The sequence below is a fragment of the Bacillus sp. Nf3 genome (genome assembly GCF_003028545.1).
GTDB classification, from domain to species: Bacteria; Bacillota; Bacilli; order Bacillales; family Bacillaceae; genus Bacillus; species Bacillus safensis.
Map to the genome: position 1 here is coordinate 533,875 of NZ_PYUA01000002.1, position 16,069 is coordinate 549,943.

The window sequence follows — 16,069 nt, forward strand, 5'->3', positions numbered from 1 at the left end:
AGGATGACAAAATGATTTCAGTAAACGATTTTCGTACTGGCCTGACAATTGAAGTGGACGGCGGTATTTGGCGAGTAGTGGATTTCCAGCACGTAAAACCAGGGAAAGGCGCAGCGTTTGTTCGTTCGAAACTGCGTAACCTGCGTACTGGTGCCATTCAAGAAAAAACATTCCGCGCAGGTGAAAAAGTAGCGAAAGCACAAATCGAAACAAAAACAATGCAATACTTGTATGCTAATGGCGATCAGCATGTCTTCATGGATACAAGTTCTTATGAGCAGCTTGAACTAAGTGAAGCACAAATTAAAGATGAGCTGAAATATTTGCTTGAAAATATGTCTGTTCAAATCGTGATGTACGGTGCTGAAACACTTGGAGTAGAACTTCCAAACACAGTAGAACTAGAAGTAGTAGAAACAGAGCCTGGTATTAAAGGTGACACAACATCAGGCGGATCAAAACCTGCAAAAACTGAAACTGGTTTAATCGTCAACGTTCCTTTCTTTGTGAACCAAGGAGATAAACTAGTGATTAATACATCAGACGGCTCATACGTATCAAGAGCGTAATGAACGAAAAAAGGCTGTAAACCTCGTGTTTACAGCCTTTGTCTTCTTTTCAGCGTGATAGAAAACCTTTGCAGTCTAGGAAGGGTGAGCACTGGCGCCGAGCGAATTTGTTATTCGTGAGCACCAGCGCGCAGACCTGACACCGAATGCGAGGGTTTGTCTACACGCTGAGACTGTAAACCTCGTGTTTACAGTCTTTTTTTATTGAAAAATGACTCCTCAAGACTGGCCCTCTCTCAATTCTCTCATTCATCTCTCTTCCTTCCTGAAAAACAAGACTACTTCTAAATGGTCAAGCATATAGTGTAAAAAAAGCTGGAGGTTCTATATGAAACAATTTCTCCCAGGTCTACACCCGTCGGTCGCTGCAATGGCAGGCATGAGGTTCTTATCCGCCGCCATTGAACTGACGGCAGCCATCCTCATTTTAATCACAAATGATGTACGGAAAGCGGTGGTCATCAATAGTATATTGGCGATCATCGGGCCACTCATTTTTATTATCACGATGACGATTGGAATCTATCAAATTGCAGGGCAGCTATCCTATGCAAAGCTCGTGTTCATTTTCATTGGTGTCGTGTTTATTCTTGTTGGGATCTATAAGTGAAACGGCTTGGCATAATTAACGGCTCACATCATACATTTTAGAGAAGAAAAAAAGGAGGGGAATTCGTTGCGGAGTTTGTTGGATATTCTCCCGCACTCGATTGGACAAGAACTCAGACTGCTGAAAGAGGCAGAATGGGCGCAAATAGAAGAAATCCGCATTCGCACGGAACGTCCTATTGAACTGATGCAAGGAGGAAAAGCACGTTTTCTTTCTTATCACACAACCTGGGAAGATGCGTCTCAGCTATTAGGCAGGCTGAGCAATTACAGCATGTATACACTTGAGGAAGAGCTAAAACAGGGCTATATCACCATATCTGGCGGACACCGGGTAGGACTTGCAGGAAAGGTGATCGTTGAAAACGGATTTGTCAAAGGGCTAAGAGATATCTCTTCATTTAATATCCGCATTGCAAAAGAAAAAATCGGGATTGCGCTTCCCTTTCTTCCTTATTTATATGAAGAGCATTGGCACAATACACTGATCATCGGTCCCCCGCAAACGGGGAAAACCACATTGCTCCGGGATATAGCACGTCTTGCTAGTACAGGCACAAAGACAATCCCTCCTAGAAAAACAGGCATTATTGATGAGCGTTCTGAAATCGCCGGTTGTATAAGAGGGGTGCCGCAGCACCATTTTGGCCACCGGATTGATGTACTCGATGCGTGTCCAAAGGCTGAAGGGTTGATGATGATGATTCGGTCAATGAGCCCAGAGGTCATGATTGTCGATGAAATCGGAAAAAGCGAGGATGTCGAGGCACTTTTAGAAGCGATTCATGCCGGAGTCAACATCATCGTCTCAGCTCATGGCTATTCACTTGAAGATGTATATAAACGTCCTTCATTTAAGCCGTTATGGGAGCTTCGTGTGTTTGAACGATATGTTGAATTAAATCGAAACAATGGACCGGGTACGATCGGGCGAATGTACGGCGGGGACGGACAAGAGATGAAATGGAGGCGGGGAGTGGACGTATGTTAAAGCTCATTGGCGCTATTTTTATTGTTGCGGCCACGACTTGGGGAGGATTCGAGTTTGCCAAACGATATAGCGACAGACCTAAACAAATTCGGCAGCTACGGTTTGCTCTCCAGTCTCTTGAAGCTGAAATTATGTATGGCCAAACCCCTTTAGCGCGGGCGGCAGAGCAAATTGCAGCGCAGGTAGGTCCTCCTGTGAATCAGCTGTTTGAACAATTTGCAGAAAAGCTGAAGGTGGGGACTTTTTCTGCACGTCATGCATGGAACGAAAGTCTTGAGGATGTTTGGAAAAAAACCGTATTGAAAAAAGGCGAATATGAGGCATTGAAACACTTTGGGGAAACACTTGGCCAGCATGATGTCACATCTCAGCAAAAGTATATCAAGCTTGCTTTAGGCCATTTGGAATCAGAGGAGAAAGAAGCAGAAATCGCCCAAGCGAAAAATGAAAAAATGGTCAGAAGCCTTGGGTTTTTAAGCGGATTGTTACTGATTCTTTTATTGATGTGAGAGGAAGGGAGTCGAGAGCATGGGCGTTGATGTAAACGTCATTTTTCAAATTGCCGGAGTAGGCATCGTCGTGGCCTTTCTCCATACGATTTTAGACCAAATGGGGAAGAAAGAGTACGCTCAGTGGGTGACGCTGCTTGGGTTTATCTACATTTTGTTTATGGTGGCAACCATTGTAGACGATTTGTTTAAAAAGATTAAAGCCGTATTTCTATTTCAAGGATAGGGGAGGGCTTACAAATCGAAATCATACAAATTGTTGGACTTGGTTTAATCGCTACTTTTTTAGCATTAATCGTCAAAGAACAGAAGCCAACCTTCGCCTTTATGCTTGTCGTTTTTACTGGATGTGTGATTTTCCTTTATTTAATTGATCAAATCTATGCCATTATCTCAATGATTGAAAAAATTGCAGCAAGTGCCGGCGTCAATATGAAGTATGTTGAAACCATATTAAAGATCATTGGTATTGCTTATATTGCGGAATTTGGCGCTCAGCTGACGAAAGATGCTGGGCAAGGCGCCATTGCATCAAAAATAGAGCTAGGCGGTAAGATTCTCATCTTGGTTATGGCAGTCCCGATTTTAACAGTTATCATTGAGACGATCTTAGGGATGATCCCGTCCATGACGTAAATGAAAAGAGGTGATGATAATGAAACAGGTGACCGCTGTAATGGGATTAATGCTTTTCTTTTGGCTGATTGCTCCGCATGCAGAGGCAGAAGAAAAAGAACCTTTATCTAATGAACAGCCAGCAGCAGAGGAAGTGGCGAATGGACAGGCTGATGCACTTGAGCTTCATTCCATCAGTGACTTTTGGGAAACCATTTTGGACGAGTATGGCGGCTTTTTGCCAGAAAGCCAAAAGGGCACAGTGAAGGAAATGATTGACGGTGATAAAGAGCTGTCTCCCCAAACATGGCTGAAAGCCTTTGTACATTATCTATTTCACGAGGTCATTGCAAACGGAAAGCTCCTAGGTACTCTCATTTTACTCACCATCTTTTGTTCTCTTTTGCAACTTTTGCAAAATGCCTTTGAACAAAGCACCGTCAGCAAAGTCGCATATGCTCTTGTTTATATGGTGCTGATTATTATTGCACTCAACAGCTTTCATGTGGCGATTTCCTATGCCACAGAAGCCATTCAAACGATGACCAGTTTTATTCTTGCTCTTATTCCTCTTTTACTAGCGCTTATTGCTTCATCAGGCGGACTTGTCTCAGCCGGATTCTTTCATCCCGTTATTTTATTTTTAATGAACACGAGCGGTGTTTTCATTCAGTATGTTGTTCTCCCGCTCATCTTTTTATCAGCAATATTAAGCATTATCAGTACGCTGACCGAACAATACAAGGTCACTCAGCTTGCGCAGCTGTTAAGAAATGTGGCAATTGGCGGGCTTGCCGTTTTTTTAACTGTTTTTCTCGGCGTCATTTCCGTTCAGGGTGCATCTGCAGCGGTTACTGATGGAATCGCTCTTCGTACAGCCAAATTCATTACCGGTAACTTCATCCCTGTTCTAGGCAGAATGTTTACAGATGCGACGGATACCGTGATCAGCGCCTCTGTTTTACTTAAAAATACAGTTGGACTAGTTGGGGTCGCCATTTTGATTTCAATTGCCGCCTTCCCGGCGATTAAAGTACTTTCGTTAGCCCTTATATATAAGCTTGCGGCCGCGATCCTTCAGCCGTTAGGGGGCGGACCCATCATCAGCTGTCTTGATGTCATTTCAAAAAGTGTGCTGTATATATTTGCCGCACTTGCTGTTGTGTCGCTCATGTTCTTTTTAAGCATTACCGTCATCATTACTGCGGGTAATCTGACCATGATGATGAAGTAAGGAGGAGACACCTGTTGAGCTTTCTCACGGAATGGATCACAAGTATTATTCTCTTTATCTTATTTGCGATTGTCATTGATCTTCTGCTTCCCAATTCGAGCATGCAAAAGTATGCAAAAATGGTCGTCAGTCTGCTGCTCATCGTGGTGATGCTCAATCCGATTTTTGCTTTATTTCGAGCAGATCCTGACCAAATTTTTGCAGAATTGATGAAAGGGAAGGAAGAAGCGCAGTCAGAAGAAATAAAAAATCAGATGAATTTAGAAAAAAAAGAAATACAAGCCTCTCAGCGTGCATATATTTTAAAGCAAATGGCTGTCCAACTAGAAAAAAGCGCAAAGGAGCCACTGGAGAAGGAGAGCTATGAAATGAAACACGTAGAAGTGCTGGCTGATGAGGAGCATCTGGATCAGAATATGGAGGCGGATCAATTTCGCATCAAAGCAGTTCTTTCCCCGCTCACAGGTGATGCTGTAGAAACGGTGGCAAAGGTGGACATTGATCTCTCCAGGCAAAAGGAGGAAAGCGCTGAATCTTCTAGCAAAGAGATCACGAGGGTGAAAGAGACGCTGGCTAATGTTTGGAATACGAGTCCTGAGCACATCGCGCTGAACATTGAGGGAGGTGACGCAGCAGATCATGAATAACAAGGACTGGAAACAAAAGCTGAAATCCTTCTTCCAACCGCCTGAAAAAGGTGAAGGGAAACCCAAATTAACGAAGCACCATTACTTGCTGCTTGTATTCATTATCGGCGTATCTTTCATGTTAGTCAGTCAGATCTTGTCACCGCCATCAAGCAAACAACAAGCTGCGGTTCCTGCTGCTAAAAAAACATCCTCAGAAGAGCAGGAAGTATTCAAACCGGCATCCTCAGGTAAACCAAAGAATTCAATTGAGGACGTGGAGCAAGAATACGAAAACCAGCTGAAAGAAATTTTAGAGACCATCATCGGCGTTGAGGATGTATCCATTGTGGTCAATGTAGATGCAACGTCTTTAAAAGTGTTTGAAAAAAACAAATCCAATAAAAGTACAACGACCGAGGAAACAGATAAAGAAGGCGGTGTACGAAGTGTCACTGATCAAACAAAAGAAGAAGAAGTCGTCATCATCAAAAATGGCAATGAAGAAACACCAGTCGTTGTTCAAACGAAAAAGCCAGAAATCAGAGGTGTCCTCGTTGTTGCTCAAGGAGTAGACAACGTTCAAATAAAGAAAACCATCATTGAAGCGGTTACACGAGTGCTTGATGTACCGAGCCATAGAGTGGCTGTTGCCCCTAAAAAAATCAAGGAGGATTCGGAATGATGTTAAAAAAACAAACGGTTTGGCTATTAACGATGCTAAGTTTAGTTGTCGTATTAAGTGTGTACTATATCATGTCTCCACAGGGTGAAAATGCAGTGACAGTAGAAGATACGAAATCAAAAGGGACTGAAGAGAAAAAGGTTGAAACAGAAAAAGGAACAGACAAAGGAATGGAAAAAGGCGCTGATAAGAAATCCACTGACAAAGAAACAAACGGCAAACAGGAGGATATCGAAACAAGCGGTGAAGAAGGGAAAGCTGTGTCAGAGCAAACAGACGATGAGCTTTTTACAACATACAGACTAGAGCTTGAAGATAAACGAAGCAAGCAGCGCGAAGAATACAACGAAATCGTCTCAAGTGACGATGCAACGGCACAAGAAAAAAGTGAAGCATACGATCAAATGACAGCGCTTAGTGAAGCAGAAGGAACTGAGCGTCAGCTCGAGACCTTGATCAAAACAAAAGGCTATAAAGATGCGCTCGTAAGTGCTGAAGGAGATAAAGTGAGCATCACGGTTCGTTCTGATAAAAAATCAAAGTCTCAAGCGGCCGATATTATTGATATGGTCACAAAAGAAATGAGAGGTCTTGATAACGTAGCTGTCACTTTTGAGCCCACTAATCAATAAAAAATGAACTGGCGCCCTTTGCCGAAAAGGGCGTTTTTTGATGCGGCTTGACGCCCTCTCCAAGGTGCTTACGCGAGACGCTTCGCCACAATAGTAGTTGAATTCATTGAAATCCTCCTGTAAGATGGGTATAGTACGTACTTTTAGTACTAGCCTATAATAAAAAGATAAATCCATACATAGGGGTGCAAATCCATGTTAAAAATTGAAGAAATTCATGAACTGATCAAATTAATTGACGACTCTACAATCGACGAATTTACGTACGAAAACGAAGGTGCGAAAATCAAACTGAAGAAAAATAAAGAAGTCGTTCAGCAAGTTGCGGCACAAGCACCAGTGGCTCCTGTCCAAGCAGCTCCAGCTCAACAAGCTCCTACAGCACAAGCTCCAGCTCAGACTGAAGCCCTTGCACAAGAGGCAACTGCGTCTGAAAATCTGCATAAAATTACATCCCCAATGGTTGGCACATTTTATGCTTCATCTTCACCAGAAGCAGATCCATACGTGACAACAGGTTCTAAGGTGAAGGAAAATTCAGTTGTATGTATCGTTGAAGCGATGAAACTGTTTAATGAAATCGAAGCAGAAGTAAAAGGTGAAATCGTCGAAGTATTAGCTGAAAACGGTCAGCTTGTAGAATTCGGACAACCCCTCTTTCTAGTGAAAGCAGAGTAAGGAGTACGATCATGATTAAAAAGCTATTAATTGCAAACAGAGGAGAAATCGCAGTTAGAATTATCCGCGCTTGTAAAGAGCTTGGAATTGAAACTGTTGCGGTATTTTCTGAAGCGGATCGCGATGCGCTGCATGTACAAATGGCTGATGAAGCATATTGCATCGGACCAACTGCTTCTAAAGATAGTTATTTAAATGTCACGAATATCGTCAGCGTAGCAAAATTAACAGGAACAGATGCGATCCATCCAGGATACGGCTTTTTAGCAGAAAATGCAGACTTTGCAGAGCTTTGCGAGGAATGTAATGTGATCTTTGTTGGACCAACCGCGTCAGCGATTTCCAAAATGGGAACGAAAGATGTCGCGCGAGAAACAATGAAGAGTGCAGGCGTCCCAATCGTTCCTGGTTCTCAAGGAATTGTAAAAGATCTTGATGATGCTGTTTCAACAGCAGCTAGTATTGGGTATCCTGTCATTATTAAAGCAACTGCAGGCGGAGGCGGTAAAGGAATCCGTGTGGCTCGTACAGAAGAAGAACTTATTAACGGAGTCACCATCACGCAGCAGGAAGCGGCGCAAAACTTTGGGAACCCTGGTGTCTATTTAGAAAAGTTCATTGAAGACTTTAGACATGTGGAAATCCAAGTGCTTGCAGATCAGCATGGCAATACGATTCATTTAGGAGAGCGTGACTGCTCGATCCAAAGAAGAATGCAAAAGCTTCTTGAAGAAACGCCATCACCAGCACTGAATGCAGATATCCGTGAGCAAATGGGTGAAGCAGCCGTAAAAGCAGCAGAAGCTGTTGAATACACAGGTGCTGGAACAGTCGAATTCATTTATGATTATAATGAAGAGAAGTTCTACTTCATGGAAATGAATACTCGTATTCAAGTAGAGCATCCTGTGACAGAAATGGTCACAGGTGTAGACTTGATCAAAGAACAGATCAAGGTTGCATCAGGTGAGAAGCTTTCTCTTACACAAGAGGATGTTGTATATGAAGGCTGGGCGATCGAATGCCGTATCAATGCAGAGAACCCAGAGAAAAACTTCATGCCTTCTGCTGGTGAAATTAAAATGTATCTTCCGCCAGGCGGTTTAGGAGTACGTGTTGATTCTGCCGCTTATCCGGGCTATGTGATTCCGCCATATTATGACAGCATGATTGCAAAAGTGATCACATATGGTAAGACGAGAGAAGAAGCGATTGCGAAAATGAAACGTGCGCTTCAAGAATTCGTCATTGAAGGAGTCTATACAACGATTCCATTCCACCTTAGATTGCTCGAGCATGAAACATTTGTGAGTGGTAATTTTAATACGAAGTTTTTAGAAACATACCAAATCATGAAATAATCACAGCTTTCGGAGGTGAATGATCGTGTCAGAAAACAATTTGCTTGAAATGAACCTTGATGAAGATCAATTGGGAAAAGTGCAAATTGCACCAGAAGTGATTGAAGTCATTGCTGGGATCGCCGCTTCAGAAGTCGAAGGCATTGCCGAAATGCGCGGCAATTTCGCTGCTGATGTAGCAGAACGCTTTGGTAAGAAAAATCACCGTAAAGGTGTAAAAGTAGATGTCTCTGATGAAGGCATCACAATCGATGTGTATTGTGTGGTTGAATTTGGCCTATCCATTCCAAAGGTATCCACTGCTGTACAAGAAAATATCCGTCAAACCCTTTTAAACATGACTGCCTTAACGATTAATGAAATTAACATTCATGTCGTTGGCATTCAATTTGATACAAAAGCACCTGAGGCTGAAGTAGATCAAGAAATGTAAAGAAGGGTTCAAGTGAAACCAAGGAGGCATTGCCTCTTTGGTTTTTTAAAGCCCATTTTTGGGTGATTTCCGAATATTGATAACGTCACGTGTTGATTGATTCGTTTTTCGTCAAAGCTCGCATGGATCTTGGTGCGACCACGGTCAAAATATGTTATGATCTCTGTATGGCTTAACGACAAGCGGATAAAGTGGTTAAAGGAGTAAATAATGAAAAGAAGAACTGCAAGAGAAAAGGCGTTACAAACATTATTTCAAATTGATGTGAGCAATATTGATCCGAAAGAGGCCATTACACATGCGCTGGATGAACAAGAATCAGATCCTTTTTTCGAGGAACTGGTTTTCGGTGTGCTTGAACAAAAGGACAAGCTTGATGACATGATCTCACAGCATCTAGTGAATTGGAAACTCGATCGTATTGCAAACGTAGACAGAGCCATTTTAAGGCTGTCTGTGTACGAGATGGTGTATCAAGAAGACATCCCAGTTAGTGTCTCAATGAATGAAGCGATTGAACTTGCCAAATTATTCGGCGATGATAAAGCACCGAAATTTGTAAATGGTGTGCTTTCGAACATTAAAAACGACCTAAAGCAGCAATAGGAGGATTCGACATGACAGCAACAATCATCGATGGGAAAGAAACAGCAAAAGAAAAGCGTGAACAATTAGCAAAAGAAGTAGAAGAGCTAAAACAAAAAGGAGTCACACCTGGTCTTGCCGTTATTCTAATCGGTGATGATCCGGCTTCACTTTCTTACGTACGCGGGAAGAAAAAAGCAGCAGAAGCAATGGGCATGCATTTCCAGCTTGATCATTTAGATGCTTCTTTAACAGAAGAAGAATTGCTTCAGCTGATTGATCAGTACAATGCGAACGATCAATTCCACGGGATTCTTGTTCAACTTCCACTGCCTAAACACATTTCTGAAAAAGCCGTTATTGAACGTATTTCACCTGAGAAAGATGTAGATGGTTTCCATCCATTAAATATCGGGAAAATGCTGCTTGGGGAAGATACATTCCTTCCTTGTACACCAGCAGGTATTGTTGAATTATTGAACAAAACGGGTGTCGATCTTTCTGGAAAAGAAGTGGTTGTTGTGGGCCGCAGCAATATTGTCGGCAAACCAGTTGGACAATTGCTGTTAAATGAAAACGCAACGGTTACTTACTGTCATTCAAGAACGGCAAATATTTCAGAACACACGTTAAAAGCGGACATTTTAGTTGTTGCCGTCGGTCGAGCAAACTTTATTAAAGCTGACCAAATCAAAGAAGGCGCAATTGTCATCGATGTAGGAGTCAATCGTTTGGATACTGGGAAGCTTGTTGGGGATGTTGATTTTGAAGGAGCAAAAGAAAAAGCTTCTTACATCACACCAGTCCCTGGCGGAGTCGGTCCAATGACGATTACGATGCTTGCACACAATACGGTTAAATCAGCAAAACGTACATTAGCATAAGCTTTATCCATTCATCCACCTGCATGCTGCCGGTGGATGAATGTGCGTTTTTGAAGAGGAGGAATACGTCATGAGTGAAAAAGCCTTTGTGACGGTCACAGCCCTTACAAAATACATAAAAAGAAAATTTGATGTTGATCCGCATTTAGAAGATATTTGGATCAAAGGTGAGTTATCCAATGTGAAGATTCATTCAAGAGGTCATGTGTACTTCACCTTAAAAGACGAAAACGCACGCATGCAAGCTGTCATGTTCCAGCGTTCCGCAGCAAAGCTGCCTTTTTCACCAAAAAGCGGAATGAAAGTGTTTGTACGCGGCGGAATTCAAGTATATGAACCAAGCGGCAACTATCAATTATATGCAAAAGAAATGCAGCCTGATGGTGTTGGTGCTCTTCATCTCGCTTATGAAGAGCTGAAGAAAAAGCTGGCAAGTGAAGGCTTATTTGATGCGTGCTATAAAAAAACAATTCCTGAATATCCAGAGGTTGTTGGTGTCATTACATCCCCAACAGGAGCGGCTGTCAGGGATGTCATTACAACGATTAACCGGCGTTATCAGCAGGCGAAAATCATTGTGCTTCCGGCGCTTGTCCAAGGTGAAAATGCCACTCGTTCAATCGTAGAGAGGATCAAGGAAGCAAATGAAAAACAGCTCTGTGATGTCTTGATTGTCGGAAGAGGAGGCGGTTCGATCGAAGAACTTTGGGCCTTTAATGAAGAAGCTGTCGCAAGAGCGATCTTCGCATCAGACATTCCAATCATTTCTGCAGTAGGGCACGAAACGGACTTTACAATCAGTGATTTTACTGCAGACATGAGAGCACCCACACCAACAGGAGCAGCCGAGCTCGCTGTTCCAAGCACAGCCGATTTAATAGAACGAATCAAATCCATCGACATTCGGCTGACAAGGGCTGTGAAGAATCGAACATCACAAGCGAAAGACCGTCTTGTGGCGCTGCAATCCTCTTATGCTTTCCGTTTTCCAAAACGATTACAGGAGCAAAAAGAGCAGCAATTCGATTTGGTATTTGACCGTTTTCAAAAACAGCTGACGAGACAAATTGAACAAAAACGCAGTCAACTAGACCGCCAGACATACAGGTTGAAGCCGCTTCATCCAAAAGAACAGCTGCTTCAAGCGAAAAAACGCCATGCCAATGAAACAGAACAGCTCATCCGAAGCATGAATGTGCAAATGAAAACAATTCATTCGCAGTTCCAATCTGTTCTTGGTAAACTAAATGCATTAAATCCACTTCAGGTGATGGAAAGAGGCTACAGTTTAGCCTATAAAGACGATGAACTGATTAAAAGTGTCAACCAAGTCGATACGAAGGATCAGCTGGCTATCACCATGAAGGATGGACGTCTGATTTGTGAGGTTATTGAGAAGGAGGGACAATCATCATGACAGAATCAAATAAACAAAAAGAAGAACAAATGACATTTGAAGAAGCGATGAAAGGTCTTGAGGAGATCGTTGGGAAGCTCGAAGAAGGAGATGTACCACTTGAGCAAGCTATTCATTATTTTCAAGAAGGCATGACACTTTCAAAGCTTTGTCATGAAAAATTACAGCACGTTGAAAAGCAGATGGATTTCATTTTAAAAGAGGACGGTGAGCTGGCTCCTTTCTCAGTGAAGGAGGCAGATGCTGGTGAAAAGTAATTTGCAGGATTTTTTAACAACACGAAAACAGGCCATTGAAGATTATTTATTTACATATGTTCAGGAATTGAAGATTCCTGAAGACCTAAAATCTTCGATGCTTTACTCTCTTAAAGCTGGAGGGAAAAGAATTCGTCCTGTTCTCGTTCTTGCTTTATTACATGCCTACGGCAAAAAAGAAGAAGATGGCATACCGGTTGGCTGTGCTGTAGAGATGATTCATACGTATTCATTGATACACGACGACCTTCCTTGCATGGACGATGATGACCTTCGCAGAGGAAAGCCGACCAACCATAAAGTATACGGGGAAGCAACAGCGGTTCTCGCTGGCGATGCTCTTTTAACAGAAAGCTTCCGTCTGATTACATCTCAGCTATCTAGCAGCGTCTCTCCTGACCAAAAACTCAAAATCGTAGATGAACTTGTGAAGTCAGCAGGTGCGCTAGGCATGGTTGGCGGGCAATTTGATGACATGGAAGCAGAGCAAAAACAAGTCCCTCTTGCAGAACTAGAATCCATTCACGCCCGGAAAACAGGAAAACTTCTCACATTCAGCGTCACAGCAGGTGCAATGCTGGCAGGTGCATCAGATGACGAAATCGAAAAACTAAGAGAATTCAGCTATCATATTGGCATTGCTTTTCAAATCCGTGATGACATTTTAGATCTCGAAGGAAGCGAAGAAAAAATAGGAAAACGTATCGGCTCTGATACGGCGAATGAAAAGTCGACATATCCTTCTTTATTAACGCTTTCAGGAGCAAAAGAAAAACTGCACGAGCACATCACACGTGCAAAAGAAATTGTCTCAAATCTTGAATTAGAGCAGCAATTGCTGCATGAGTTATGTGATCTGATCGCCTCAAGAGATCATTAAAAACAGCCTAGATTTGAGGGTCTTCGAGCAATTGTGGTAAACTGTAAACAGTTTATCATGATGAGACAACTCTTATTCCTGCTTGGTTTTCGTAGGAATAAGGCATTATATATGTAGATAGAAATTTTGTTGAAAGCGAGTTGATCCTGATTGGATCTTTTATCAATAAAAAATCCAACGTTTCTAAAAGGAATGTCAATAGCAGAATTAGAGGAGCTTAGTGCTGACATTCGCATGTTTTTAATTGAGTCCTTGGCTAACTCTGGCGGGCATATCGGTCCGAACCTGGGTGTCGTTGAACTTACGGTTGCCCTTCATAAAGTATTCGACAGCCCGAAAGACAAGTTCCTTTGGGATGTTGGACATCAGTCTTACGTTCACAAGTTGTTAACTGGAAGAGGGGCGGAGTTTGATACACTTCGTCAATATAAAGGACTTTGCGGTTTTCCTAAACGAAACGAAAGCGAGCATGATGTTTGGGAAACAGGCCACAGCTCAACGTCATTATCTGGCGCGATGGGTATGGCGGCGGCGCGTGATATTAAAGGAACAGATGAATATATCTTGCCGATTATCGGAGATGGTGCATTAACCGGAGGTATGGCGCTTGAAGCTCTGAATCATATCGGTGATGAAAAGAAAGATATGATCGTCATCTTAAACGATAATGAAATGAGTATTGCACCAAACGTCGGTGCGATTCACACAATGCTTGGCAGACTGCGCACAGCAGGCAAATACCAATGGGTAAAGGACGAGCTCGAATATTTATTCAAGCGGATTCCAGCTGTAGGCGGAAAGCTTGCTGCCACAGCAGAGCGTATTAAAGACAGCCTCAAGTATTTACTTGTGTCTGGCATGTTCTTTGAGGAAATGGGATTCACTTACTTAGGTCCTGTCGATGGACATTCTTATGAAGATCTTTTTGAAAACCTTGAATATGCAAAGAAAACAAAAGGTCCTGTCTTGCTGCATGTCATCACGAAAAAAGGAAAAGGCTATCAGCCGGCAGAATCCGATAAAATTGGGACTTGGCACGGCACAGGTCCATACAAAATTGATACAGGTGATTTTGTAAAGCCAGCAGCAGCTGCCCCGTCATGGAGTGGTCTTGTCAGTGAAACAGTCAGAAAGCTTGCGCGGAAAGATGAGCGAATTGTGGCCATCACGCCTGCGATGCCTGTTGGCTCAAAACTTGAAGGCTTTGCAAAGGAATTTCCAGAGCGAATGTTTGATGTAGGAATTGCTGAGCAGCATGCAGCCACAATGGCAGCTGGGCTTGCGACGCAGGATATGAAGCCATTTTTAGCGATTTATTCAACGTTCCTGCAAAGAGCTTATGATCAAGTGCTGCATGATATTTGCCGCCAGAACCTCAATGTATTTATCGGGATTGACCGTGCGGGTCTTGTCGGTGCAGATGGAGAAACGCATCAAGGTGTGTTTGATATTGCCTTCATGCGTCATATGCCGAATATGGTGCTCATGATGCCGAAGGATGAAAATGAAGGTCAGCACATGGTCAATACAGCCATTCAGTATGATGACGGTCCTATTGCCATGCGTTTCCCGCGCGGAAATGGTCTTGGCGTGAAAATGGATGAACAGCTGAAAACCATTCCGATTGGGTCTTGGGAGGTTCTTCGTCCAGGGAAGGATGCCGTCATCTTAACATTCGGTACGACGATTAAAATGGCGCTACAAGCAGCTGAGGAACTTCAAAAAGAAGGAAAATCCATACGTGTCGTCAACGCCCGGTTTATTAAGCCGCTTGATGAAGCGATGCTAAATGACATTCTTTCTGAAGGGATTCCGATTTTAACGCTTGAAGAAGCTGTGCTCCAAGGAGGATTTGGCAGCAGTGTATTAGAATATGTACACGACAAGAAAGCATCACATATTAAAGTAGAACGTATGGGTATCCCAGATCAATTTATTGAGCATGGAAGTGTTGATGCCCTGCTTGAAGAAATTGGTCTGACGAAAGCACAGGTTGCTAAAACTTTACGTGACCTGCTTCCCGCAGCACCAAGAAAAGGAATTGGATCATGACATCAAAGAAAGAACGACTTGACGTTTTATTAGTCGAACAAGGACTAATGGAAACAAGAGAGAAAGCAAAGCGTGCCATCATGGCAGGAATCGTTTACTCAAATGAAAACCGTTTGGATAAACCAGGAGAGAAAATTGCTCGTGATACTCCGCTCACAGTGAAGGGGAATCCTCTCAAATACGTAAGCCGCGGCGGGTTAAAGCTCGAAAAAGCGCTCAAAGAATTTGACCTGACAGTTGAAGGGAAATTGCTGATTGATATTGGCTCATCTACAGGCGGATTTACGGATTGTGCTCTTCAAAATGGAGCGGTCAAATCATATGCTGTAGACGTTGGCTACAATCAGCTTGCGTGGAAATTAAGGCAGGATGACAGGGTGATCGTCATGGAGCGCACCAATTTCCGCCATTCCGTCCCAGCTGATTTTACTGAAGGATTGCCAGAAGTGGCTTCAATTGATGTATCTTTTATTTCACTTAAACTCATTCTGCCAGCTTTAAAGCATATTCTTGTTCCGGGTGGTGACTGTATTGCACTCGTCAAGCCTCAATTTGAAGCGGGCAGAGAGCTTGTTGGGAAAAAAGGCATCGTGCGCGAGCCGTCTGTCCACCTCGGTGTACTAGAAGCAATGAATCAATTTGCTGCTAAAGAAGGCTATGATGTAAAGGATGTTTCATTTTCGCCTATCACTGGTGGAGACGGAAATATCGAATTTCTACTTCATTTAGTGCTTCATCCTGATCAAGAGGAGAATACGGCGCTTCCGGTTTCAGAACTTGAGAAAGTCGTGAAGGAAGCCCATTCCGTATTGAAAGAAAAGAAAAACAGCCCTGAGCCGGCTGACACATGAGATGATTGATACAAAAGGAATAATAGCTCGCTATTATTCCTTTTCAGATTGTTGACAAAGGGTTAAAATGATCTTTATTTTAGCCCTTTGTCTTCTTTTCAGCGTGATAGAAAACCTTTGAAGTCTAGGAAGTTCGAGCACTGGAGCGGAGCGAATTTGACATTCGTGAGCACCAGCGCGCAGGACTGACACCGAATGCGA

Annotated in this window: 20 protein-coding genes; all 20 read left to right on the forward strand. The window is 42.9% G+C overall.

Annotation, left to right across the window (positions count from 1 at the left end; genetic code table 11):
• The first annotated feature begins 11 nt into the window (after positions 1-11).
• The 20 genes from efp to C9414_RS07660 all read left to right on the forward strand — a co-directional run bounded on the left by efp (position 12) and on the right by C9414_RS07660 (position 15,868).
• Entirely contained in the window at positions 12-569 is a 558-nt protein-coding gene (gene efp / locus C9414_RS07565; RefSeq protein ID WP_024422954.1) for an elongation factor P, read from the forward strand.
• 328 nt (positions 570-897) lie between these two features.
• Positions 898-1,179 (forward strand): YqhV family protein, encoded by a 282-nt coding sequence (locus C9414_RS07570; protein WP_024422953.1) that lies wholly within the window; start codon positions 898-900, stop codon positions 1,177-1,179.
• 66 nt (positions 1,180-1,245) lie between these two features.
• A complete protein-coding gene (gene spoIIIAA, locus C9414_RS07575) occupies positions 1,246-2,169 on the forward strand; it encodes a stage III sporulation protein AA (protein WP_047202278.1) in 924 nt (307 codons plus the stop codon).
• Positions 2,163-2,678: a stage III sporulation protein SpoIIIAB gene (spoIIIAB, locus tag C9414_RS07580; protein WP_024428003.1), complete on the forward strand. Its 516-nt coding sequence runs from the start codon at positions 2,163-2,165 to the stop codon at positions 2,676-2,678. The genes spoIIIAA and spoIIIAB overlap by 7 nt, the downstream gene beginning before the upstream one ends.
• Before the next feature lie 19 nt (positions 2,679-2,697).
• Positions 2,698-2,904 (forward strand): stage III sporulation protein AC, encoded by a 207-nt coding sequence (gene spoIIIAC / locus C9414_RS07585; RefSeq protein ID WP_003153142.1) that lies wholly within the window; start codon positions 2,698-2,700, stop codon positions 2,902-2,904.
• Positions 2,901-3,314, forward strand: coding sequence for a stage III sporulation protein AD (spoIIIAD, locus tag C9414_RS07590; protein ID WP_087978339.1), 414 nt, complete (start codon positions 2,901-2,903; stop codon positions 3,312-3,314). Before spoIIIAC ends, spoIIIAD begins: the two co-directional genes overlap by 4 nt.
• Before the next feature lie 19 nt (positions 3,315-3,333).
• Positions 3,334-4,527: a stage III sporulation protein AE gene (spoIIIAE, locus tag C9414_RS07595; protein ID WP_075611628.1), complete on the forward strand. Its 1,194-nt coding sequence runs from the start codon at positions 3,334-3,336 to the stop codon at positions 4,525-4,527.
• A 14-nt stretch (positions 4,528-4,541) separates the two neighbouring features.
• A complete protein-coding gene (gene spoIIIAF, locus C9414_RS07600) occupies positions 4,542-5,174 on the forward strand; it encodes a stage III sporulation protein AF (protein ID WP_107163371.1) in 633 nt (210 codons plus the stop codon).
• Positions 5,167-5,838: a stage III sporulation protein AG gene (gene spoIIIAG, locus C9414_RS07605; protein WP_039179881.1), complete on the forward strand. Its 672-nt coding sequence runs from the start codon at positions 5,167-5,169 to the stop codon at positions 5,836-5,838. Before spoIIIAF ends, spoIIIAG begins: the two co-directional genes overlap by 8 nt.
• Positions 5,838-6,470 carry a SpoIIIAH-like family protein gene (locus C9414_RS07610; protein WP_024428006.1) on the forward strand — a complete coding sequence of 211 codons (633 nt, stop codon included), beginning with the start codon at positions 5,838-5,840 and terminating at the stop codon, positions 6,468-6,470. Before spoIIIAG ends, C9414_RS07610 begins: the two co-directional genes overlap by 1 nt.
• Positions 6,471-6,665: 195 nt before the next feature.
• Entirely contained in the window at positions 6,666-7,148 is a 483-nt protein-coding gene (gene accB / locus C9414_RS07615) for an acetyl-CoA carboxylase biotin carboxyl carrier protein (RefSeq protein WP_107163372.1), read from the forward strand.
• Positions 7,149-7,159: 11 nt separating this feature from the next.
• A complete protein-coding gene (gene accC / locus C9414_RS07620) occupies positions 7,160-8,509 on the forward strand; it encodes an acetyl-CoA carboxylase biotin carboxylase subunit (protein WP_039179872.1) in 1,350 nt (449 codons plus the stop codon).
• A 25-nt stretch (positions 8,510-8,534) separates the two neighbouring features.
• The gene (locus tag C9414_RS07625; RefSeq protein ID WP_034280262.1) at positions 8,535-8,942 is read left to right on the forward strand and encodes an Asp23/Gls24 family envelope stress response protein; all 408 of its coding nucleotides are present in this window, start codon (positions 8,535-8,537) and stop codon (positions 8,940-8,942) included.
• 210 nt (positions 8,943-9,152) lie between these two features.
• Entirely contained in the window at positions 9,153-9,548 is a 396-nt protein-coding gene (gene nusB, locus C9414_RS07630) for a transcription antitermination factor NusB (RefSeq protein ID WP_012010530.1), read from the forward strand.
• 11 nt (positions 9,549-9,559) lie between these two features.
• Positions 9,560-10,411: a bifunctional methylenetetrahydrofolate dehydrogenase/methenyltetrahydrofolate cyclohydrolase FolD gene (folD, locus tag C9414_RS07635; RefSeq protein ID WP_039179869.1), complete on the forward strand. Its 852-nt coding sequence runs from the start codon at positions 9,560-9,562 to the stop codon at positions 10,409-10,411.
• Between the two features lie 70 nt (positions 10,412-10,481).
• Positions 10,482-11,828, forward strand: coding sequence for an exodeoxyribonuclease VII large subunit (xseA, locus tag C9414_RS07640; protein ID WP_107163373.1), 1,347 nt, complete (start codon positions 10,482-10,484; stop codon positions 11,826-11,828).
• Positions 11,825-12,085: an exodeoxyribonuclease VII small subunit gene (locus tag C9414_RS07645; protein ID WP_039179863.1), complete on the forward strand. Its 261-nt coding sequence runs from the start codon at positions 11,825-11,827 to the stop codon at positions 12,083-12,085. The genes xseA and C9414_RS07645 overlap by 4 nt, the downstream gene beginning before the upstream one ends.
• Entirely contained in the window at positions 12,069-12,965 is an 897-nt protein-coding gene (locus C9414_RS07650; RefSeq protein ID WP_181286116.1) for a polyprenyl synthetase family protein, read from the forward strand. Before C9414_RS07645 ends, C9414_RS07650 begins: the two co-directional genes overlap by 17 nt.
• Before the next feature lie 150 nt (positions 12,966-13,115).
• Entirely contained in the window at positions 13,116-15,017 is a 1,902-nt protein-coding gene (dxs, locus tag C9414_RS07655; protein WP_047202274.1) for a 1-deoxy-D-xylulose-5-phosphate synthase, read from the forward strand.
• Entirely contained in the window at positions 15,014-15,868 is an 855-nt protein-coding gene (locus C9414_RS07660; protein WP_107163374.1) for a TlyA family RNA methyltransferase, read from the forward strand. The genes dxs and C9414_RS07660 overlap by 4 nt, the downstream gene beginning before the upstream one ends.
• Positions 15,869-16,069: the final 201 nt, after the last annotated feature.